Raw genomic sequence first — 21090 nt, forward strand, 5'->3', positions numbered from 1 at the left:
GCATGCCGCCCGGCGACGTGCTGCCGCCGGACCGGCAGCCCGTGATCATCGCGGCGCGGCGTACCGCGGTCCGGCGCGCGAACGCTGCGCTGAAGGAACTGCGTGCGCACCAGCTTCTCGCACCGGTCCTGGTCAACCTCCTGGAAGACTCCCACGTGCCGGCCGAAGAAGTCACGGATGTGGTAATCGGCAACGCCGTGGGCGGCGGCGGCAACGTGGCCCGCCTGGCCCTGCTCGAGGCGGGCCTGCCGGTCGGTGTGCCGGGACTGACCGTTGACCGCCAGTGCGGGTCAGGCCTGGATGCGATCGTTCTGGCCGCCCGGCTGGTTGCCGCCGGCGGCAACCCCGTCTATCTCGCCGGGGGAGTGGAGAGCATCAGCACGGCTCCGCTGCGGGCACACCGGAACGAGGGCGGCGAGCCTGATTTTTTTGCCCGGGCACAGTTTGTGCCGGACAGCTTCGGCGACCCGGATATGGGGGTTGCCGCCGAGAATGTAGCGGCCCGGTTCACGGTCAGCCGGGAGCGGCAGGATGCCTCCGCGCTGCGCAGCCACCAGCGGGCGCTGGCCGCGGCTAAAGCAGGCTTCTTTGCCGGCGAGATCACCACCCTGGAGACGTCCGCTGGACCCATCAGTGCCGACGACGGCCCCCGCCCCGGCCTGTCCGCCGCCGTTCTCAAGCGGTTCCCGCCCGCCTTTGTGCCAGGGGGCACTGTCACCGCCGGGAACTCATGCTTCGACGCGGACGCCGCTTCCGCCGTCGTCGTTACTTCATTGCAGCGGGCACGGGAACTCGGAGCCACAGACGGGCTCCTGGTGCTGGCCACGGACACTGCCGGTGTGGACCCCGAACTGCTGGGGATCGGCGCAGCGGTTGCCGCTGAGCGGCTCCTACAGGCGAGGGGGCTGTCGGCTGCCAGCGTGGATCTGGTGGAATTCAACGAAGCCTTCGCGGCCCAGACCCTGGCCTGCCTGGACCAGTTGGGCATTGATCCGGACCGGGTCAACCTCGACGGCGGGGCGCTGGCATTGGGCCACGCCTACGGGGCGTCCGGTGCGGTGCTGGTGACCCGGCTTCTCGCCCAGGCCCGCCGTACCGCGAATCATGGATCGTTGGCGCTGGCCCTGATCAGTATTGCCGGCGGCATGGGCACGGCGGCGCTGCTGCGTTATGAGTTGCTGGCCGGAAACCACCTTGACTCCTAAGCCGCACACGAAGGACCAAAATCAGTCTTCCGCGTCGCCCAGCCCGCGGGCAGCCAGCGCTTCGCCGGTCTGGCGGGCAAAGGCCACGGTGGTGATGAAGACGGGCAGTACGAGGGCACGCGGGTTGCGCTCCAGCCCGCGGGCCCGGGCGGAATCCCTGACGTCTGCAAAGGCCCCGGCGATGTACGGGATGCTGCGGAGCATAATGGCGATGGTCAGGGCAAAACGCTCGGGGTCCGCGCCGAAGCGGCGGAACGGCGTGGCCAGCGATACCACGCCGTCAAGGATCCGCTGCATGGGCGTGGTGGCCGTCAGCAGGGACGCCGCCACCACGCAGACCAGGATATTCACGACAATCCGGGCGGCCGTGGGTCCACCCAGCTGCCACCACTGGAACAGGCCGATCACCACCAGTACCAGGGCAACAGGACGGACAGCACTTACGAGCCGCCGGGTTCCGGCGCCGGTCAGGAGAAACAGCACGCCGAGGGCGGCCAGGACCGCGGCGGAGACCAGCCAGTCGACCACCAGGAAGGACACCAGGCCGCAGCCCACCACCAGCAGGAATTTCAGTGCCAGCGGCGTCCGGTGGATGACAGAATTCCCCGGGACGTAGTTGGCCAGCAGGAAGCCGTGCCCCCTCACGGCGCGGCCAGGCCGTTGCTGACCAGCGCCCGGTATGTGTCCACGGCCGCGGCAGGGCCGCCGTCGAACATCACGCGTCCGGCCTCCACCACCAGCACACGGTCCATCTCCAGGGCGAGGTCGAGGTCGTGTGTGGACATCACGATCTGCTGGTCGAGGCCGGACAGGGTGCGGCGCAGGAGTTCACGGTTCCGGAGGTCCAGGAGGGTTGACGGTTCGTCCAGCACCAGCACAGCTGGGTTCACTGCCAGTACAGCGGCGAGGGCCATCAGCTGGCGTTCGCCGCCGGAGAGTTCGTAGATGCTTTGGTCGGCGAGCGGCAGCAGGCCGAGGCGCTCCAGGGCCGCTTCAGCCAGCCTGCGCCGCTCCGCCCCGTTGCGGACCGGGCGGCGGAGCGAAAGCTCCACGTCTTCGCGCCCCGTGGGCATCACCAGCTGCGACAAGGGATCCGTGAAGACGAACCCCACCTGCCTGCGGACCGCACGCACGGCACGGACGCTGTCGGCGCCGTCCACCGACACGGCGCCGGAAGTTGGCTGCACGAGGCCGTTAATCATTCGCAGCAGCGTGGACTTGCCGGACCCGTTGGCTCCGATCACGCCGATGCGCTGTTCGGTCAGCTCAAGCGAGACGTCCTGGAGCAGGAACTTGGGTTCCGGGCGGTTGTCAACGGCGACGGCCACGGATGCCTGCCGGAATGAAATGGGTGCCATGGCGGGACTAGTTGTTGATCCGCTTCACCCGGCGGACCAGGACGTCGGGGAACGCCCGGTGCAGAGCCACGGCGATCACCGCGGCGAGGATGTTCTTAATCACGTCACCGGGGTAGAAGACCAGGTCTGCGAGGAAGGCTTCACCCACTGACGCTTTGGTGTTCAGGGCGATCCCGGCAACGCCGAGCGTGTGCACGATAGCGATGCTGGTGACCATCGCGGACGCGAAGAACCACAGCGCCCGGGCACGTGTTGTCCGCCGGATCACCACGGTGGCGAGCCAGCCTACAACGGCTGCTGCGATGGGGAAAGCAATGATGTAGCCGGCCGACGGTCCGGCCAGGATGCCCAGGCCGCTGCGGCCCTGGCTGAAGATCGGCAGGCCGGCCAGGCCCAGGAGGGTGTATAGGCCGACGGCGGCGAAACCCCGGCCCGGGCCCAGCATCAGTCCGGTGAGCATCACCGCAAGGGTCTGGAAAGTGATGGGGATGCCGAACACGTTCGCCGCGATGCCTGGCACCATGGCAGAGCCGGCCACGAGCGCAGCGAAGACGGCGATCAGGCCCAGGTCGGTGGCGTTCCAGCGGCTCCGGAAGCGGGAAGCGGTGCCGGTGCCGGCGGTGTCAGTCTGGCTCATGGGGTGTTCCTGTCGTGGTTGTACAAGCGAAGCATGGGGTGATCCTGACGATACCGGCCGCCGTCGGGCGCCATTTTGTAGGGGACCTACTAAGCGGGAAGCCCGGGACTGACGGCAGGGCACAAACGCTGAGCCAACGCACGACGGCGGTGCAGCGGTTATGGGGTCAAGCTGTGGCCGGTAGACTTGGAAAGGCCGTTCTGTCGGCCATTCTGCCGGCTGCTTCCAGACATCACCCGTTGAGCTGCGGCGTTTCCCTGTTGTGAAAGGCCTTACCTGCTGTGATTACTGTCCAGGATCTTGAACTGCGCGCCGGCGCCCGGCTCCTCATGGACCAGGTGAGCTTCCGCATCGACAAGGGCGACAAGATCGGCCTCGTCGGCCGTAACGGCGCAGGCAAGACTACCCTGACCCGCGTGCTCGCTGGCGAAGGCCAGCCCGCCGGCGGCAAGGTGACCCGCAGCGGCGAGATCGGCTACCTGCCGCAGGATCCCCGGACCCCGGACATGGAACAGCTGGCCCGCGACCGCATCCTCTCCGCCCGCGGCCTGGACATCGCCGTCAACAACCTCAAGAAGACCCATGAGGACATGGCCAGCGAGGACACCGAGATCCAGCGCAAGGCGATGAACCGCTATGACCGGCTGGAATCCGAATTCCTGGCCGCCGGCGGATACGCGGCCGAGGCCGAGGCCGCCGCGATCTGCTCCAACCTGGCCCTCCCGGACCGGCTGCTGAACCAGCCGCTCAAGACCCTGTCCGGCGGCCAGCGCCGTCGTGTGGAACTCGCCCGGATCCTGTACTCGGACGCCGAAACCATGCTCCTCGATGAGCCCACCAACCACCTCGACGCGGATTCCATCACCTGGCTCCGCGAGTTCCTGAAGAACCACCAGGGCGGCCTGATCGTGATCAGCCACGACACCGAGCTGCTCGAAGCCACCGTCAACAAAGTGTTCCTGCTGGATCCCAACCGCGCCAAGATCGACTTCTACAACATGAACTGGAAGCGCTACCTCCAGCAGCGCGAAACGGACGAGCGCGCCCGCAAGCGTGAGCGCGCCAACGCCGAAAAGAAGGCCCAGGTCCTCATCGACCAGGCCAACAAGATGCGCGCCAAGGCCACCAAAGCTGTCGCAGCGCAGAACATGGCCAAGCGTGCCGAACGTCTCCTGGGCGGCCTCGAAGCCGTCCGCGCGACCGACCGCGTGGCAGCCCTGCGCTTCCCGGATCCGTCACCCTGCGGCAAGACCCCGCTAACCGCGGACGGACTCAGCAAGTCCTACGGCTCACTGGAGATCTTCACCGATGTGGACCTGGCCATCGACCGCGGCTCCAAGGTGGTTATCCTGGGCCTCAACGGCGCCGGCAAGACCACGCTCCTGCGGATGCTTGCCGGCGTCGACAAGCCGGACACCGGCGAGGTCGTGGCGGGCCACGGCCTGAAGGTGGGCTACTACGCCCAGGAGCACGAGACGCTCGATGTGGACCGCACCGTCCTCCAGAACATGCGCTCCTCCGCCCCGGACATGAACGACGCCGAGGTCCGCAACATCCTGGGCTCGTTCCTGTTCTCCGGAGACGACGTCGACAAGCCCGCCGGTGTGCTCTCCGGCGGCGAGAAGACCCGGCTGGCCCTTGCCACCATCGTGGCCTCAAGCGCGAACGTGCTGCTCCTTGACGAGCCCACTAACAACCTCGACCCGGCCAGCCGCGCCGAAATCCTCGGGGCCCTGAGCAACTACACCGGCGCCGTCGTCCTCGTAAGCCACGATGAAGGTGCCGTCGAAGCGCTGAACCCCGAGCGCGTCGTGCTGCTGCCCGACGGCATCGAGGACCACTGGAACGAAGACTACCTGGACCTGATTACGCTGGCTTAGCCTTCTCGGCGTCCGGTCGCCTTCCGCTTAGCGCCGCGCTCGATTTGCCGCGTGCTCGCTCGTTCCTCGCTTGGACGCACGCTACGCAAATCCACCGCGTCGCTGCGCTGGCGGTCCACCCACCGTGGCAGGGCTAGCGGACCGTTAGTTCCTCTGCGTCTGTGATGCGCTGTAGGTCTTCGTAGGTGATGCTGAACATTGAGTTGTGGTCTCCGGCTCCGGCCCAGAGGAGTTTGTGGGCCCTGAGGGAGTTGTCCAGGAGTGTCCTGATCTTTTCCGGGTGGCCTATCGGGGCTACTCCGCCTACTTCCTGGCCTGTGTGGTGCAGGACGAAGGTGGCAGTGGCCCGGCGGATCTTTCCTGTTCCCAGCTGCGCCGCCACGAGCGCCGTGTCTACCTTGGCGGCGCCACTGGCCAGGATCAGGAGCGGGGCGCCGTCGACGTCGAAGATCAGGCTGTTGGTAATGGCCGCGACGTCGCAGCCGAGCGCCTCAGCCGCTGCAGCCGCCGTCGGGACCTTCGTGTCGAAGACCCGCACTGTGTCCTGGACACCACCCGCGGTCAGGGCGCTTTTCACATTCGCCACTGGGGCGGCAACTTCCACACTGCGCATGCGTCAGTAACCCTGCGCGTCCAGGAGGGCGTCTTCCTCTTCCTCGGCGGTCGCCTTCTTGCGTTTGCGGGCAACGGGGGGACGACGGCGGGCTGCCGCGGCGGCGGAATGGACGGTACTGCCCGAATCCGTCCAGCCTTCTTCGCCCTCTGCGGCATCTTCGGCGTCGATCGCGGCGTTCCTGGCTTGCTGCCGCGCGGCGTACCCGAAGCCCACGAACATCAGCACGCCGAAGGCGAACCACTGCAACGAGTAGGAGAGGTGCGTGCCTTCTTCGGTGGCCGGCTTCGGGAACGGGAACGGCATGTCAGCGGGGGCGGGAGATTCAGACGCCAGCTGCCCGTAAGCGCCGGTGAGTACGGGATAGCCCAGTTGCTCCGAGTAGGTGGGGAGATCGATGGATGCGAGCTGGCCGTCGGGGGCGCCGCGGTCCAACTGCGGCTCGCCGTGCTTGAGGCGGACGACGGCGGTCACGGGTCCGGCGGGAGGCGCCGGGATGGAATCGGGACTGCCCGGGTTCTTGTTGCCGATGGGCAGCCAGCCGCGGTCGATCACCACGGTTTCACCGGTCTCCAGCCTGAACGGGACAACCACCTCATACCCGGGCTGCCCGTTCAGTGGACGGTTGCGGACAATCCGCTGGCCGTCGGGATCATACGTGCCCCGGAGTTCCACTTGGGTCCATTCCTTCGACGGGTCCAGGGCGGAGAACTCGTCCCTCGCCTCGTCAAAGGAGATGGGTGTGGCGGAATAGTTGGTGACCACGCGGTTGATCTCCGCGAGGGTCTCTGCGCGACGGTCCATCTGCCAGCGGCCGAGGAAGACGCAGGCAGCGGCAAAGATGGCGGCAAGCAGGAGGTATCCCAGCCACTTGCTGGAAAAGAGGAAGCGGTACATTCAGCCGTCCTGCCCTACCGGCGCCCGGCCGGTGTCCTGCCCCGAATCCAGGACCAGGGTTTCCTTCCATAGCCCGCGGGTCTGGAGGTAATCTTCCAGCCAGTCACGGTGGTCATCGCAGGCAAGCCAGGTCTTGCGGCGTTCCGGCGTATGGATTTTGGGGTTGTTCCAGAGCAATTGCCAGGAAGCTTCCGAGCGGCAGGCCTTGCGGGAGCACATGGCCGCCATAGCAGGCGGGGGACCAGCGGTCCCTGCAGCCAGGTCAAAAATGTTCATGAGGCGCGCCGTTCCTGTCCGTGCGTGGGTTCGTCGTCGTCATCAATGAGCTCGCCCTGGATGACCGCGGACGTGGAGTCGTCCTGTTCCGGCGGCCAATATGGGCTTTCGAGCTCGGCAAGCGGAGCCGAGTCCAGCAGCGAGTCGCTGTGGACCTCCGCCTTATCGCTCCCGTTCGCGATCACCACAGCGATCCAAGGGAGGAAGACTGCGCCGGCCACCATCACGAGCTTGAACCAGCCGTCCACCACAAAGATGAGGATGAGGCAGACCATGCGGATTCCCATGGCCAGCGCGTACTTGATCATGCGCTGGCGCATGTCCTCCGAGTGGGCGGCCGCCGCGTCCGTAATGCTGTGGACACCTGAATCCCCAGAGAACCTTTCGGGATCTCCGGGCACGGACTGTCCAGCATGGTTGTCAAGGGTCACGGCTGATTGATCACGCTCCAAAGGCTTGCCTCAATTCTCTCACCATCGTCAGTGGCGCCCAAACGCGGGCTAAGATCGGAGGCAGCAAAATCACACCCCCTTACAACCGCGGCTGCACATGCCGCAGAATCCCGGAGCGTTTTATGTCTGAAGCAGCTACAGCGGCCCGCAGCGTCCTGATCACCGGTGGAAACCGCGGCATCGGCCTGGCCATCGCGCAGGCTTTTGTGGCCAACGGCGACAAGGTGGCCGTGACTTACCGGAGCGCGTCGGAGCTGCCTGCCGGGATTCTGGGCGTGAAGGCCGATGTGACTGACGAGGCCTCTGTGGATGCTGCCTTCGCCGAGGTGGAAGCTGCCCACGGTCCCGTTGAAGTCCTGGTGGCAAACGCGGGAATCACCAAGGACACCCTCCTGATGCGCATGAGTGAAGATGACTTCACGTCCGTGATCGACACCAACCTCACCGGCGCTTTCCGCGTCATCAAGCGCGCTTCGAAGGGCATGATCCGCATGCGCAAGGGCCGCGTGGTCCTCATTTCCTCGGTCTCCGGCCTCTATGGCGCGCCGGGACAGATCAACTACTCGGCCTCCAAGGCCGGTCTGGTGGGCATTGCCCGGTCCCTGACCCGAGAGCTCGGTTCACGCGGGATCACGGCAAACGTTGTGGCTCCCGGATTCATCAACACCGACATGACGGCAGAACTGCCCGAAGCCACGCAGAAGGGCTACCTTTCCAGCATTCCTGCCGGCCGGTTTGCCGAGGCAACGGAAGTGGCGAACGTGGTCCGTTGGATCTCCAGTGACGAGGCGGCCTACATTTCAGGTGCCGTTATTCCCGTTGACGGCGGCCTTGGCATGGGCCACTGACCACCGAACCCTGGCCAGGCTTCCGCTCAGGCGGCGGCGTCGAAGGCTTCCCTGAGCCAGGCGGCGACCTCGGCGTCGACGTCCCCAGGCGCGCGCAGTTCCAGGTGGTGCATCCACACGCCGTGGGACGGATGGACCACTTCCTTGAATCGGGGTGACTCATCCCGCCGGGAGAGTGCGATGGAGAGAACCGCCGGCACTCCGGTTGTGAGGTGCCGGCGTGGATTCCAGACGTATGCGAAGCCGCGCCTGTTCCGGAAGGCCACCTGGCTGGTGGTGGTGCGCACGGTCGCCGGCACGGCGTTCATGATGGCGTCGTGGACGGCCTGGCAGAGTTGAAGGCCGGCAGGGGAGTTGCTGAAGACCTCGTCCGGTGTGGACGCAGTGCCAGTGCTGCCCGTCATGGGGGGAGCATACGCCGCCGGGACGCTTCGCGGAACTAGCGCGAACCGTCTTCTTTGTGGGGGTCACACAAGCGAATGCGGTGCAGGCGCTGGCATGATGGACTTCAGACTTCAAGCGATTTAGACGTTTCAAACAAAGGAGCCCATATGGGACTGCTGGACAACAAAACCGCCATTGTGACCGGATCCTCACGGGGAATCGGCGCTGAAGTGGCCAAGAACCTCGCTGCCGAGGGCGCCGCCGTCGTAGTTAATTACCGCCAGAAGGCGCCGCGCGCCAACAAGGTGGTTGCGGGAATTGAAGCTGCCGGCGGCCGCGCCACCGCAGTGGGCGCGGACCTCACCACCCAGGAAGGCGTGCAGGCCCTGGCCAGCGCTGCCATGGAGAACTTCGGTTCGCTGGACGTCCTGGTGCTCAACGCTTCCGGCGGCATGGAGTCCGGCATGGCAGACGACTACGCCCTGAAGCTGAACCGCGACGCCCAGGTCAACATGCTCAACGCCGCCGTGCCCCTGATGAAGGAAGGATCACGCGTGGTCTTCGTGACCAGCCACCAGGCCCACTTCATCAATTCCGTGCCCACCATGCCCGAATACGAGCCCGTGGCCCGCAGCAAGCGTGCCGGCGAAGACGCCCTGCGTGAGCTCCTGCCGAACCTGGCTGAGAAGGGCATCTCGCTGGTGGTGGTGTCCGGCGACATGATCGAAGGAACCGTCACGGCGACGCTGCTGGACCGCTCGAATCCGGGCGCCATCGAAGCCCGCCGCGCCGAGGCCGGAAAGCTCTATTCCGTGGAGGAGTTCGCTGAGGTTGTGGCCAGCATGGCGACCGCGGACGTCGAATCCGGCCACACGGAGTACGCCGGCGGCTCCGACTACTTCGGCAAGGGCGCCGAGTAGCGGTTCCGGGCATCCCGCGAGGGCCGTAGTTGCCCGCGCCAAAACCCCATCACCACGACGAGCTCCGGGCAGTACCCCTGCCCGGAGCTTTTGTCTGTCGCGAATCCTCCAGTACCTCGACGGCGTTGTCTATGAGGGCAACGCCGCCTAGGGGTTTATGGATGGCACAGCAACCAGAGGTGACAGGTGGTAGCTATCCGGCAGGTGTTCCGTGCTGGGTGGACACCGAGCAGCCCGACGTGGAGGCCGCCATGCACTTCTACGGCGGAATCTTCGGGTGGGAATTCGAGGACACCGCCCCGTCCGGCGACACCGGCAGGTACGTCATAGCCGCCCTTGACGGCCAGGATGCCGGTGCCATCACGGGCCCCGGAACCGGTGCCGCCACGTGGAACACCTACGTCTCCGTCGACGAAGCAGATGCGGCCGCGCGCCACCTGCTCTCCATCGGCGCAACACTGAAATCGGCCCCTGCCGATGCGGGCTCAGGAGGCGTGCAGGCAGTACTGGCAGATCCCGAAGGCGCCGAGTTCCGCATCTGGCAGGCCTGCGAGCGGCTCGGTGCCCAGGCCGTCAACCTTCCCGGCGGATGGAACTTCAGTGATCTCCACACCACAGACACCGAGGCAGCAGTCGCTTTCTACACGAAGGCCTTCGGCTGGCAGTTCGACAACCTGGACTTCGGAATCATGATCCGCTGCCCCGGATACGGTGATCACCTTGAGGCCACCGTGGACCCCAACATCAGGGCTCGCCAGTCGGGCGACCTCGTGCCCCGCCGCTTCGAGGATGCTGTTGCCTGGCTTGCCTCCGCGGCGCCGGGTGAGCGTCCGCAGTGGCACGTGACGTTTACTGTCGCCGACCGGGACCGTACGGCCGAGGATGCGGAGCGCCTCGGCGCCGTCATCCTGGGGCAGGACGATACCGAGTGGACGCGCACCGTCCTGATCCGGGATCCCGGCGGGGCCGTATTCACCGCGAGGCAGTACACGCCGCCCACGGGCTGAGCGGACCAGGCTGAGCGGACCAGGTTGGTGGACCGGCCGGCGGGACGGGACGGAGCCTGCGGCTCAGACGCCGGCGATGTGGCGGACGGCGTCGAGGTACGGCATGTTGATCGCAGAGTCCGCAACTGCCCGGACCGCAGGCTTGGCATTGAACGCCACTCCCATCCCGGCGGCCCCGAGCATGTCCAGGTCGTTGGCGCCGTCGCCCACGGCAATTGTGTGTTCCATCGCGATTCCTTCTGCGGCCGCCCACTCGCGCAGGTACTTTTCCTTCGCCGCACGGTCGATGACGGCACCGAGCACCTTGCCGGTCAGGGCCCCGTCCACAATCTCAAGTTCGTTCGCCAGCCAGTAGTCCAGGCCCAGATCCTCAGCGATGGGCCCCAGGATCTGGTTGAACCCGCCGGACACCACGGCCACCACGTGGCCTGCAGCCTTGAACGCCGCAACCAGCTCAGCGGCACCTTCGCTCAGCTTCACTTCCGCCCGGACGGAATCGACGACGGCGGCCGGCAGCCCTGCGAGCACGGCAACCCGTGCGTGGAGGCTCTGCGCGAAGTCCAGTTCACCGCGCATCGCCGCTTCGGTGACTGCCGCCACCTCCTCCCGCTTGCCCGCATAGGCCGCCAGGAGCTCGATGACTTCCTGCTGGATCAGCGTCGAATCAACGTCCATGATCAAGAGCTTCCGCGGAGCCGCACGCAGGCCAGCGGGAACGATGGCGGTGTCCAGGCCATCCTGCGCCGCCTCGGCCACCGCCCGGCGGAGCGCCGAAATGCCGGCGTCCGTGCCATCCGCGACGGCGACCTCGGCAGTGTGGACCTCAAACCGGCTGTCCCCGCCCCTTGATTCGGATTGGAGCGTGGCGCCACTGCCGGTCAGGGCCGAGCGCAGCTTGTCGAGCCCGGAGGCAGTCAGTTTTGGGCCATAGCTGACCGCAGTCACGTTCGAAGTCATGGCTGCAATCTTAGCCAGCGGGGGAGAGCCGCCCGAATTGATTGCGCCACGTTGATGGCGAACCCGTGGGCCAGCCAGCAGACGGGCCGTGGCTGGGACTGTGACACGCGTCCCTGTCCACGTTTCAGTTATCAGTCCGTCCCTGTTTTGTCCTAGTGTCTACTCCTATGAGTGATGTTCTTGAATTGGCCGCCGTCAGCGTTGTCCGTGGGTCTAAGACGCTCCTGAACAAGGTGGACTGGCAGGTCAAGGAGGGCGAACGCTGGGTCATCCTGGGACCCAACGGCGCAGGCAAGACCACTCTCCTGCAGATTGCTGCAGCCCGTCTTCACCCCACCAGCGGCATAGCCGGCGTCCTGGAGGAAATCCTCGGCTCCGTGGACGTGTTTGAACTCCGCCCCCGCATCGGACTGTCCTCCGCCGCACTGGCCAACCAGATTCCCGGGCACGAAACGGTCCTCAACGTAGTCGTCACCGCGGCGTACGGCGTGACGGGGCGGTGGCGTGAGGGCTATGAGAGGGCTGACGAACGCCGGGCCTTCCGGTTGCTGAATGACTGGGGCATGGGCCCGTTCCTGAACAGGGCTTTCGCGTCCCTGTCCGAGGGTGAGCGCAAGCGCGTCCAGATTGCCCGTGCCCTGATGACCGACCCGGAACTCCTCCTGCTGGACGAACCTGCCGCCGGCCTGGACCTGGGTGGGCGCGAGGACCTGGTGCACCGCCTCACCGAACTGGCCCGTGATGACGCCGCTCCGGCCATTGTCCTGGTCACCCACCACCTCGAAGAAGTGCCGCCTGGCTTCACCCACGCGATGTTGCTCCGTGAATCCAACGTGGTGGCGGCCGGACCCCTCGAGGGTGTGCTCACGGCGGAGCACCTCAGCAAGACCTTCGGCGTGGAACTCGACGTCACCGTCAACGCCGGCCGCTACACCGCCACCGCCCGCCGCTAGGCCGCGGCGCCGCCAACCGTGGATCTTCTCAGCAGCATCTTTGTGTTTTTTGCCGGCCTGTGGGCCGGCACCATCAACGCCGTTGTAGGCTCCGGCACCCTGGTCACCTTCCCGGTCCTGATCGCCCTCGGAGTCACTCCGGTGGTCGCTTCCATGAGCAACGCCATGGGCCTTGTGGCCGGCACCGCAGCGGGCGCGTGGGGCTACCGCCGCGAGCTCAAGGGCCGCGGCCTGCAGCTGCTGAAGCTCCTCCCGGCGTCGCTGCTGGGCGGCATCACCGGGGCCTGGCTGCTGCTGCACCTGCCGGAGAAGGTCTTCCACTACGTCGCACCGGTCCTCCTGGTCCTTGCCCTGCTGATGGTGGTGTTCCAGCCGCGGCTCCAGGCCTGGGTCCGCAACCGCGAGGAAAACCCCGAGCACGCCATCAAGGACAAGCGCCATGGCATCCTCCTGATCGTGCTGGTGTACCTGGCCGGCGTCTACGGGGGCTACTTCGTGGCCGCCCAGGGCATCCTCCTGGTCGGCATTCTGGGGGTGTTCCTCACCGGCACCATTCAGAACGCCAATGCCATGAAAAACATCCTGGTCCTCGGCGTGAACCTCGTGGCCGCGGTGTCCTACCTGCTCTTCGCCTTTGACCGGATCAACTGGCTGGTGGTGCTCCTGATTGCGGTGAGCTCCACGATCGGCGGCCTCCTAGGCTCCAAAGTGGGGCGGCGGCTGTCCCCGGCTGTGCTGCGGACTGTCATCTTTGCGCTCGGCCTGATGGCGCTGGGCTTTATGATCGCCAACCTGCTGAAATAATCAGCCGGTGACAATCCACTATCTTGAATCCGCCGCGGATCCCCGCGTCTCCGATTACACGCAGCTGACGGACGTTCACCTGCGTAAGCTCCGTGAACCGGCTGAAGGAATGTACATCGCCGAATCCTCACGGGTCCTGCGCCGGGCGTTGGCGGCCGGCCACCGGCCAAGGTCGTTCTTCCTGGCGGAGAAATGGCTGGCTGACCTGCAGGATGTCCTCAGTGCCTACCCCGACGTTCCCGCCTATATTGGCAGCGCTGCCCTGCTTGAAGAGATCACCGGGTTCCACCTCCACCGCGGCGCCATGGCAGCCATGCAACGGCCGGAACCGGTGCCTCTCCACGACTTGCTGGCAGGCGCGCGCCGGGTCGCGGTCCTGGAGGACATCGTGGACCACACCAACGTAGGTGCCATCTTCCGGTCGGCCGCGGCCCTGGACATCGATGCCGTCCTGATTTCTCCGCGCTGCGGCGATCCGCTCTACCGCCGCAGCGTCCGGGTCAGCATGGGAACGGTCTTCCAGGTGCCCTGGGCGCGGCTGGAGTCCTGGCCGCAGGACCTGTCGCTGCTTAGGGAAGCCGGCTTCACCGTGGCCGCATTGGAACTCACCGGGGACGCCGTGGACGTGGACGCGCTTGCCGCACGCAATCCGGACCGGCTGGCCCTGGTGCTCGGCACCGAAGGCGCCGGCATGAGCGCCGAGACGCTTGCCGCCGTCGACCTCGCCGTGAAGATCCCCATGCGCGCCGGTGTGGACTCCCTCAACGTGGCCGCGGCCTCTGCCGTGGCGTTCTGGGAACTCCGGCCACGCGGTTCGCAGGGTCCGCGCTGATCAGCTATTATTAACAGCTGGCTGTCCTGCGCTTTCTGCCTTGCGGCAGTGAAGCAGGCACCAGCCATCCCATTCATACCTGGCAGCTGGCAAAATCCAGTTGTGCGAACAAAGGCCCCATTATGAAGTCTGATATCCACCCGAAGTACGAAGCTGTTGTTTTCAACGACCTGGCTTCCGGCGTCAAGTTCCTGACCAAGTCCACCGTGTCTTCCAAGAAGACCATCGAGTGGGAAGACGGAAACACCTACCCGGTCATTGACGTCGAAATCTCCTCCGAGTCCCACCCGTTCTACACGGGCAAGCAGCGCATCATGGACTCTGCAGGCCGCGTCGAGCGCTTCAACGCTCGCTTCAAGGGCTTCGGCGGCGCGAAGTAATTCACTTCACCCCCCAAGGTTCTTTGGAAAGCCCGCACCGGCAACGGTGCGGGCTTTTTGCGTCTGGGGTTTTGTCGTTTCGGGGAGCCCAGATCGTGGGGCAGGATGGATGTCATGACTGCCTCGCCGTTTGCCGCGGAAGACCGCCCCCGCAGCCACCACGGTGAGTACAAAGTCCCCGGTGGCAAACTTGTGGTGGTGGATTTCGACGTTGTGGACGGTGTCCTCGCCGATGTCTCCCTCAGCGGCGACTTTTTCCTCGAACCCGATGAGTCGCTGCCCGCCATCAACCGGGCGCTGACAGGACTTCCGGAAAGCACTACGGCGGCGGAGCTGTCCGCGGCCGTCACCGCTTCACTGCCTCCCGGCGCCGTCCTGTTCGGCTTTTCGGCCGACGCCGTGGCCGTCACGGTCCGCCGCGCGCTGGCGAAGGCCACGGCCTGGACCGACCACCACTGGAACATCATCGCCCCCACGGTACTGCCCACGCATATCAACGTCGCCCTGGATGAGGTGCTGACCGAAGAGGTGGGCGCCGGCCGTCGCAACCCCACCCTGCGGTTCTGGGACTGGGAAGAACCGTCCGTGGTGATCGGCAGTTTCCAGTCCTTCAGGAACGAGCTGGATCCCGACGGCGTCGCCCGGCATGGCATCACCGTGGTCCGGCGGATCAGCGGCGGCGGAGCCATGTTCATGGAGGCCGGCAACTGCATCACGTACTCCCTGTACCTGCCGCAGACCCTCGTGGACGGGATCAGCTTCGCGGACTCCTACACATTCCTCGACGCCTGGGTGATGGCCGCCCTCGAGAAAATCGGGGTGACCGCGTTTTACGTGCCCCTGAACGACATCGCCACGGACCAGGGCAAGATCGGCGGCGCCGCCCAGAAACGCCTGGCCAACGGGGGCATGCTGCACCACGTCACCATGAGCTACGACATCGACGCCGACAAGATGGTCGAGGTGCTGCGCATCGGTAAGGAGAAGCTCTCGGACAAGGGGACGCGCAGCGCCAAGAAACGGGTTGATCCTCTGCGCCGGCAGACCGGGCTGGCCCGCACGGAGATCATCGCGGCCATGATGGAAGTGTTCAGCGAACGGTACGTCGCCACCTCGTCCGAACTCACTGCCGCCGAGCTCAGTGCCGCCCGGGACCGGGTGACCACCAAGTTCGGCGCCGAGGATTGGCTGCACCGGGTCCCGTAAGAGCCCTTGCCGGGTGATCTACAGAGCCTGTGCCCTGAGCGCCCTCAGAAGGTGGCTCCGCTGCTCCACAATGATCCGGCGCAGCGCCCGCGGCGCGTCAGAGTTGGCCGTCAGCCAGGCATCCGTGCGGAGCACAACGGCGTGCTCCGCAGGCGAGGTCCCCGCCGGCAGATCCTGCGCCACGGGATAGAGCCCCCGGACGATCCGGCTGGCGATTTCAATGCTCCTGTTGTCCCAGACACCGCGGAGGCACTCGAAGTACGGCTCCACATAGGGTTCCAGCAGGGCAGCAGAGGCGGTGGCAAATCCAACGATGGTGGCGCTGAGCAGCTGGTTCGACAGCTCCGTCCCCTCCACGGCAGAGTGCCATGCGGCGGCCTTCACACCAGGCTCCGGACGTGCGGCGAGGGCTGTGGCGTGGCCCGCCCGGCCCGAGGCGGTGGTGCCGCGTTCGAGTTCTGCGTCCAGCTCTTCGGGGGTTGCTTGCCCATTGGCCGCCAGGGCGTGCCAGAAGCTCCAGCGCAGCTCGGCGTCCACGGCCAGGCCGTCCACCACCACCGTGCCGTCCAGAAGGCACCTGAGCCGGGGGAGGAGGGCAGCGTCATGACGGCTGATGGCGGCGAGCGTCCGCGCCCAGGCCAGCTGGTGGTCCGAGCCCGGCGCTGCCTTACCCAGCTGGGCGTCGGCCTCCGCCCGGAAGGCGCCGCGCACCGCGTCGCGTTGGGCCAAGGGGATGTAGCGTTCGACGGCGGTGGCGGCGTTCTCGAGGATGTTCAGCAGCACGCCGACTCCCGTTTCGGACGGGCCGAACGACGTCACGGCCTCCACGTAGCGGGAGGCCGGGCTTTCCCCGTCGCGGGCGGAGTTCCACAGCGCGGTCCAGCAGAGGGCGCGGGCCATCGGATCGGTGATGCGGTCCAGGGATGCCAAAACTGTTTCCTCGGACACCGGGTCCAGCCGGACCTTTGCGTAGGTCAGGTCATCATCGTTGACGAGCAGGAGGGCGGGCCGCGGCTGCCCGGCCAGTTCCGGGACCTCTGTCCGCGCTCCGGCAACGTCCGTTTCGACGCTCCCGGTGCGGACCAGGGCGCCGTCGGCATCGAAGTTGTACGAGCCCACGCGCAGACGGTGCGGCCGCAGTTCCTCCCGTCCGGTAACGGGGTCCACCGCAGCCTGGACGATCGTCACGGCGCCCAGTTCGCCGTCGTGCGTCCCGGTCTCCACGGACAGTGTGGAGATGCCGGAGGTCTGCAGCCAGGCGGCAGCCCAGTCGCCAAGGTCGCGGCCGGAAGCAGCGCTGAGGGCCTTCAGCAGGTCCGCCAGGGTGGTGTTTCCGTAGGCGTGATCGCGGAAGTACTGCCGTGAGCCGGCGATGAAAGCATCGAACCCGACGTACGCCACAAGCTGCTTGAGCACGGACGCACCCTTGGCGTAGGTGATGCCGTCAAAATTCTGTTTGGCGGCCTCGAGGTCCGGAATGTCGGCCACGATCGGGTGGGTGGTGGGCAGCTGGTCCTGGACATAGGCCCAGGCCTTGCGCTTGTTGGCGAAGTTCACCCACGCGGTGTCCCAGTCGGTGGCACGGTCCACGCCGAGGGTGCCCATGTAGTCCGCGAAGGACTCCTTCAGCCACAGGTCGTCCCACCACTGCATCGTGACCAGGTCCCCGAACCACATGTGCGCCATCTCGTGCATCAGAGTGTTCGCCCGGGCCTGGTACTGCGCGTCGGTGGCGCGGGATGTGAACACGTAGCTTTCGGTGAACGTGACCAGCCCCGGGTTTTCCATCGCGCCCAGGTTGTATTCGGGCACAAAGGCCTGGTCGTATTTGCCCCAGGGGTACGGGTAGTCGAACAGCCGGTTGAAGAAGTCCAGCCCGTTTTTGGTCAGGCGGAACATCTCCGCGGCATCGAAGGATTCCGCCATGGAAGCCCGGCAGTACAGCGATAGGGGCACCTCCAGCGGCGTGCCGTCGTCGAGCGTGGTGCTCCAGTGGTCCTCGGCTTTGAAGTAGGGCCCGGCAAGGACTGTGGTGATGTAGGTGGACATGGGGCGTGTGGTGGCGAAGTCCCAGCGACTGGTGTCCGGATCACTGGTCAGCTGCGTGCGGGCCGCTTCCACCCCGTTTGAGGCCACCTCCCAGCCGGACGGTGCCGTGACGTGGAAGGTGTACTCGGCCTTGAGGTCAGGCTGCTCAAAGTTCGCGAACACTCGCCGGGCGTCGGCGGGCTCATACTGCGTGTAGAGGTAGCACTGGCCGTCAGCCGGATCCACAAAGCGGTGCATGCCCTCGCCGGACCGGCTGTACAGCGCAGTGCCGGTAACGGTGACCTGGTTCTCCGCCTGCAGGTTGTCCAGGCGGATCCGGGAACCCTCCACCACGTCGGCCACGGGCAGCGCTTTGCCGTTGAAGAACACGCTGTGGACTTCGTCGGCGATGAAATCCAGAAACGTGGACGCCACCTGCCCCTGGCCCGGTACAGCGGCGGAGAAGTGGATAACGCTGCGGCTCATGTAGCCCGCCACGTCCGGGTCCGCTGCCTGCCGCACATCCAGGGACACGTCGTAACTGTGGGTGCTGATCAGGGCTGACCGTTGAGCGGCTTCATCGCGCTGCAGATTCTCATGTGACACTCAGCTATCTAATCACGGGACCCGGGCGTGCCGGTCACCATCCGGCTGCCGGCCTAGGCCGTCATCAGCAGGGCCGCTGCCAGGCCCAGCAGCGCGATCAGCAGCCAGGCCGCCAGCGCCGCGAGCAGCGCCCTCGCTCCGGTGTGCAGGAGCGTGCGGATCCGCACGGCCGACCCGAGCCCGAAGAGCGCCGCTCCCAGGAGAATGTCCTGCAGCCCCGCACCGGCGTCGAGCCAGCCTTTCGAGAGCCAGTCCGTGGACCGAAGCGCCACCATGGCCACAAACCCCACCACGAACAGGGGCACCAGCGGCGGCAGCGCATGTTGTCCTGACGTGCTCATGCGGTGGTGCACGCCCGCCACGGCCACCACCGGTGCCAGGAGCAGCACTCGGGTGAGCTTAACGACGACGGCGATGCCCAGTGCTGCCGTGCCGGCGGTCTGCGCCGTGGCCACCACCTGGCCGACGTCGTGCACCGACGCACCCGTCCATGCGCCGAAAGCGAGGGGGCTCAACTGCAGGGGATGCATCAGCAGCGGCAGAATGCCGATCGCCAGCGTGCCGCACAGTGTCACCAGCGCCACCGGCAGGACAGTATCCGCATGCCGGATCCGCCGCACGGCCGCCATGGCACCGATGGCGGACGCCCCGCAGATCGAAAAGCCGGTTGCCACCAGCAGCGCGGTCTCACGCGGCAGCCGGAACAGCCGCACCAGCAGGTAGGTGCCGCCGAAACTCAGCAGCACCACGCCTGTTATCAGGACCATGGCCAGCCAGCCGAGGCCCAGGATGTCCATGATGCTCACCTTGAGGCCCAGCAGGACGATGCCGCCCCGCATCAGGTGCTTGCCCGCGAAGTCCAGGCCCGGACGCGCCCGTCCGGCGATCCACACCGCCGTGCCGGGCAGGTTCGCGGCGAGCACGCCCAGCGCAACCGCGACGGTCATGGCGGGCAGGGCCGGCACCACAGCATGTACAGCGAAGGCCACGGCCAGCGCGGGGGTGGCCGTCAGGAGGCCGGGCAGGAGCCTGCCGGAACGTATCGTCGCGTCACGCACGCGGGCCCTCAGGCGGCTGTTCCCGCCGTCTCCGAAGCTCCCGGGATTAGTTGTCTCTGGCACTCACTAACCTTGCCGGATAGGACACGGATTCAACGAACCGCCGTTGCCTCCCTGCAACACGCCACAATGGATCGCGGTAATGATTTCGAAACAAAAAGATGGTTGGCTAAAGGACATGTCAGACCTATTCCAGGATTACTCCGAGGCCGCCGGGCGCACGGGCGCCTACGACGAGATGTTCACTCCCGGCCAGGAAGCACGCGAGTCGTACGGCCAGGTGGCCGATGCCCTTAGCAAGCTCTCCCTCGCCGATGTCTCCGCCCGGGCGGACTCCATGGCACGGACCTTCCTGGACCGCGGCGTGACCTTTGACTTCGCGGGGGAGGAGCGGCCGTTTCCGCTCGACATCGTCCCGCGCGTTATCCCCGCCGATGAGTGGACCGTGCTGGAAAAGGGCGTGGCGCAGCGCGTCCGGGCCCTGGAAGCCTTCCTCAACGACGTCTACGACAAAATGAACGTGGTGGCGGACGGCGTCATCCCGCGCCAGCTCGTCACCACCAGCGCCCACTTCCACCGCCAGGTGCACGGCTTCGAGCCGGCCGGCGGAGTCCGCGTGCACATCTCCGGCATCGATGTGGTGCGCGACGCAGCAGGCACTTTCCGCGTCCTGGAAGACAATGTGCGGGTGCCTTCCGGTGTCAGCTACGTCCTGGAAAACCGGCGGGCCATGGCCAAGGGCCTGCCCGAGGCATTTGGCCAGCAGCTCATCCGGCCGGTTGAAGAGTACCCCCGCCGGCTGCTGTCCGCCCTGCGCAAAACGGCGCCCGCCGGCGTCGACGATCCCACGGTAGTGGTGCTGACCCCCGGCGTCTTTAACAGCGCCTACTTCGAACACACCCTGCTGGCCGGCCTGATGGGCGTGGAGCTTGTCGAGGGCCGCGACCTCATCTGCCGCGGCAACCGCGTCTACATGCGCACCACGGCCGGTGAGCAGCGCGTGGACGTGATCTACAAACGCATCGACGACGAGTTCCTGGACCCCCTGCAGTTCCGCTCGGATTCCATGCTCGGCTGCCCGGGACTCGTCAACGCCGCCCGGGCCGGCGGCGTGACCATCGCCAACGCCGTGGGCAACGGCGTGGCCGACGACAAACTTGTCTACAGCTACGTTCCGGACCTCATCCGCTACTACCTCAGTGAGGAGCCCGTCATCGCGAACGTGGATACGTTCCGGCTGGAGGAGAAGGATTCCAGGGAGTATGTCCTGGACAACCTGGCTGAGCTTGTGGTGAAGCCCGTGGACGGCTCCGGCGGCAAAGGCCTGGTCATCGGGCCGGACGCCTCCAACGACGAACTTGAGGCCCTGCGCAAGCGGGTCGTCGCTGACCCTCGGGGCTGGATCGCCCAGCCGGTCCTGCAGCTTTCCACCGTGCCCACACTCGGCGGGGACAAGTTCGGCCCGCGGCACGTGGACCTGCGCCCCTTTGCCGTCAACGACGGCGACGACGTCTGGGTGCTTCCCGGCGGACTCACCAGGGTGGCGCTCAAGGAAGGCTCCCTCATTGTGAACTCCAGCCAGGGCGGCGGCTCCAAGGACACCTGGGTGCTGGCAGACTCACCCCAGGTGCCGGTGGAAACTGTTCCCCGGCCCACCATTTCCATCCGCGAGCGAGTATCCGTCTGGCCAGTGGAGAGCAACTGGCGCGACCGCCAGTCGGAGCAGCAGCAGTGAGCCGGGCCATCGAACCGGCACAAATGTTCACGGGTTCATCCCCACAGATTTCGG

General features: G+C 66.3%; 22 protein-coding genes. 11 read left to right on the forward strand and 11 right to left on the reverse strand.

All coding sequences use genetic code 11. From position 1 onward, the window contains the following. Positions 1–2 precede the first annotated feature (2 nt). Positions 3–1205 (forward strand): thiolase family protein, encoded by a 1203-nt coding sequence (locus CXR02_RS07810; RefSeq protein ID WP_104061445.1) that lies wholly within the window; start codon positions 3–5, stop codon positions 1203–1205. Between the two features lie 21 nt (positions 1206–1226). On the opposite strand, the gene CXR02_RS07815 is transcribed toward CXR02_RS07810, so the two are convergent. From CXR02_RS07815 to CXR02_RS07825, 3 genes are read right to left on the reverse strand one after another with little or no spacing between them, the layout of a single operon-like run. Beyond that, positions 1227–1850 (reverse strand): energy-coupling factor transporter transmembrane protein EcfT, encoded by a 624-nt coding sequence (locus tag CXR02_RS07815; RefSeq protein ID WP_104061446.1) that lies wholly within the window; start codon positions 1848–1850, stop codon positions 1227–1229. Next, complete coding sequence (locus tag CXR02_RS07820) at positions 1847–2563, reverse strand: energy-coupling factor ABC transporter ATP-binding protein (protein WP_104061447.1); 717 nt, start codon at positions 2561–2563, stop codon at positions 1847–1849. The genes CXR02_RS07815 and CXR02_RS07820 overlap by 4 nt, the downstream gene beginning before the upstream one ends. A gap of 7 nt (positions 2564–2570) precedes the next feature. After that, positions 2571–3200, reverse strand: coding sequence for a biotin transporter BioY (locus CXR02_RS07825; RefSeq protein WP_104061448.1), 630 nt, complete (start codon positions 3198–3200; stop codon positions 2571–2573). A 281-nt stretch (positions 3201–3481) separates the two neighbouring features. Here CXR02_RS07825 and CXR02_RS07830 point away from each other — a divergent pair, with 281 nt between their 5' ends. Beyond that, on the forward strand, positions 3482–5080 hold the full coding sequence (locus tag CXR02_RS07830; RefSeq protein ID WP_104061449.1) for an ABC-F family ATP-binding cassette domain-containing protein: 1599 nt from the start codon (positions 3482–3484) through the stop codon (positions 5078–5080). A gap of 133 nt (positions 5081–5213) precedes the next feature. Here CXR02_RS07830 and CXR02_RS07835 read toward each other — a convergent pair whose 3' ends face one another. The 4 genes from CXR02_RS07835 to CXR02_RS07850 are packed head-to-tail and all read right to left on the reverse strand — an operon-like array spanning position 5214 to position 7297. Next, positions 5214–5693: a YbaK/EbsC family protein gene (locus tag CXR02_RS07835; protein ID WP_104061450.1), complete on the reverse strand. Its 480-nt coding sequence runs from the start codon at positions 5691–5693 to the stop codon at positions 5214–5216. Positions 5694–5696: 3 nt separating this feature from the next. Continuing rightward, positions 5697–6590 carry an SURF1 family protein gene (locus CXR02_RS07840; RefSeq protein ID WP_104061451.1) on the reverse strand — a complete coding sequence of 298 codons (894 nt, stop codon included), beginning with the start codon at positions 6588–6590 and terminating at the stop codon, positions 5697–5699. Then, positions 6591–6866 (reverse strand): hypothetical protein, encoded by a 276-nt coding sequence (locus CXR02_RS07845; RefSeq protein WP_058932504.1) that lies wholly within the window; start codon positions 6864–6866, stop codon positions 6591–6593. It abuts the gene before it with no gap. Continuing rightward, positions 6863–7297: a DUF3099 domain-containing protein gene (locus CXR02_RS07850; RefSeq protein ID WP_181037163.1), complete on the reverse strand. Its 435-nt coding sequence runs from the start codon at positions 7295–7297 to the stop codon at positions 6863–6865. The genes CXR02_RS07845 and CXR02_RS07850 overlap by 4 nt, the downstream gene beginning before the upstream one ends. 143 nt (positions 7298–7440) lie before the next feature. Between CXR02_RS07850 and fabG the strand changes: the two genes are divergently transcribed. Continuing rightward, positions 7441–8166 carry a 3-oxoacyl-ACP reductase FabG gene (gene fabG, locus CXR02_RS07855; protein ID WP_104061453.1) on the forward strand — a complete coding sequence of 242 codons (726 nt, stop codon included), beginning with the start codon at positions 7441–7443 and terminating at the stop codon, positions 8164–8166. A 26-nt stretch (positions 8167–8192) separates the two neighbouring features. Here the strand turns inward: fabG and CXR02_RS07860 are convergent, their stop codons facing one another. After that, positions 8193–8570 carry a DUF5655 domain-containing protein gene (locus CXR02_RS07860; RefSeq protein WP_104061454.1) on the reverse strand — a complete coding sequence of 126 codons (378 nt, stop codon included), beginning with the start codon at positions 8568–8570 and terminating at the stop codon, positions 8193–8195. A gap of 147 nt (positions 8571–8717) precedes the next feature. Here CXR02_RS07860 and CXR02_RS07865 point away from each other — a divergent pair, with 147 nt between their 5' ends. Both CXR02_RS07865 and CXR02_RS07870 read left to right on the forward strand, forming a co-directional pair. After that, on the forward strand, positions 8718–9470 hold the full coding sequence (locus CXR02_RS07865) for an SDR family oxidoreductase (RefSeq protein ID WP_058932500.1): 753 nt from the start codon (positions 8718–8720) through the stop codon (positions 9468–9470). Positions 9471–9631: 161 nt separating this feature from the next. After that, the gene (locus tag CXR02_RS07870; RefSeq protein ID WP_258060866.1) at positions 9632–10477 is read left to right on the forward strand and encodes a VOC family protein; all 846 of its coding nucleotides are present in this window, start codon (positions 9632–9634) and stop codon (positions 10475–10477) included. A gap of 63 nt (positions 10478–10540) precedes the next feature. Here CXR02_RS07870 and serB read toward each other — a convergent pair whose 3' ends face one another. Continuing rightward, the gene (gene serB, locus CXR02_RS07875) at positions 10541–11434 is read right to left on the reverse strand and encodes a phosphoserine phosphatase SerB (RefSeq protein WP_104061456.1); all 894 of its coding nucleotides are present in this window, start codon (positions 11432–11434) and stop codon (positions 10541–10543) included. 167 nt (positions 11435–11601) lie between these two features. Here serB and CXR02_RS07880 point away from each other — a divergent pair, with 167 nt between their 5' ends. The 5 genes from CXR02_RS07880 to CXR02_RS07900 all read left to right on the forward strand — a co-directional run bounded on the left by CXR02_RS07880 (position 11602) and on the right by CXR02_RS07900 (position 15609). Then, positions 11602–12387, forward strand: a complete 786-nt coding sequence (locus tag CXR02_RS07880; protein ID WP_058932497.1) for an ABC transporter ATP-binding protein — start codon at positions 11602–11604, stop codon at positions 12385–12387. 18 nt (positions 12388–12405) lie between these two features. Next, positions 12406–13191: a sulfite exporter TauE/SafE family protein gene (locus CXR02_RS07885; protein WP_104061457.1), complete on the forward strand. Its 786-nt coding sequence runs from the start codon at positions 12406–12408 to the stop codon at positions 13189–13191. Between the two features lie 7 nt (positions 13192–13198). Continuing rightward, on the forward strand, positions 13199–14023 hold the full coding sequence (locus CXR02_RS07890; protein WP_104061458.1) for an RNA methyltransferase: 825 nt from the start codon (positions 13199–13201) through the stop codon (positions 14021–14023). Between the two features lie 122 nt (positions 14024–14145). Beyond that, a complete protein-coding gene (locus CXR02_RS07895; protein WP_056339888.1) occupies positions 14146–14403 on the forward strand; it encodes a type B 50S ribosomal protein L31 in 258 nt (85 codons plus the stop codon). A gap of 114 nt (positions 14404–14517) precedes the next feature. Continuing rightward, positions 14518–15609 (forward strand): biotin/lipoate A/B protein ligase family protein, encoded by a 1092-nt coding sequence (locus CXR02_RS07900; RefSeq protein WP_104061459.1) that lies wholly within the window; start codon positions 14518–14520, stop codon positions 15607–15609. A gap of 18 nt (positions 15610–15627) precedes the next feature. On the opposite strand, the gene pepN is transcribed toward CXR02_RS07900, so the two are convergent. Both pepN and CXR02_RS07910 read right to left on the reverse strand, forming a co-directional pair. Continuing rightward, complete coding sequence (gene pepN, locus CXR02_RS07905; RefSeq protein ID WP_104061460.1) at positions 15628–18243, reverse strand: aminopeptidase N; 2616 nt, start codon at positions 18241–18243, stop codon at positions 15628–15630. A gap of 53 nt (positions 18244–18296) precedes the next feature. Continuing rightward, entirely contained in the window at positions 18297–19286 is a 990-nt protein-coding gene (locus tag CXR02_RS07910) for a YeiH family protein (RefSeq protein WP_258060872.1), read from the reverse strand. A 193-nt stretch (positions 19287–19479) separates the two neighbouring features. On the opposite strand from CXR02_RS07910, the gene CXR02_RS07915 reads away from it, so the two are divergent. Further along, a complete protein-coding gene (locus CXR02_RS07915; protein ID WP_104061462.1) occupies positions 19480–21036 on the forward strand; it encodes a circularly permuted type 2 ATP-grasp protein in 1557 nt (518 codons plus the stop codon). Positions 21037–21090 lie beyond the last annotated feature (54 nt).

Origin of the sequence: Arthrobacter sp. 4R501 (genome assembly GCF_002929755.1) — a bacterium.
Taxonomy (GTDB): Bacteria; Actinomycetota; Actinomycetes; order Actinomycetales; family Micrococcaceae; genus Arthrobacter.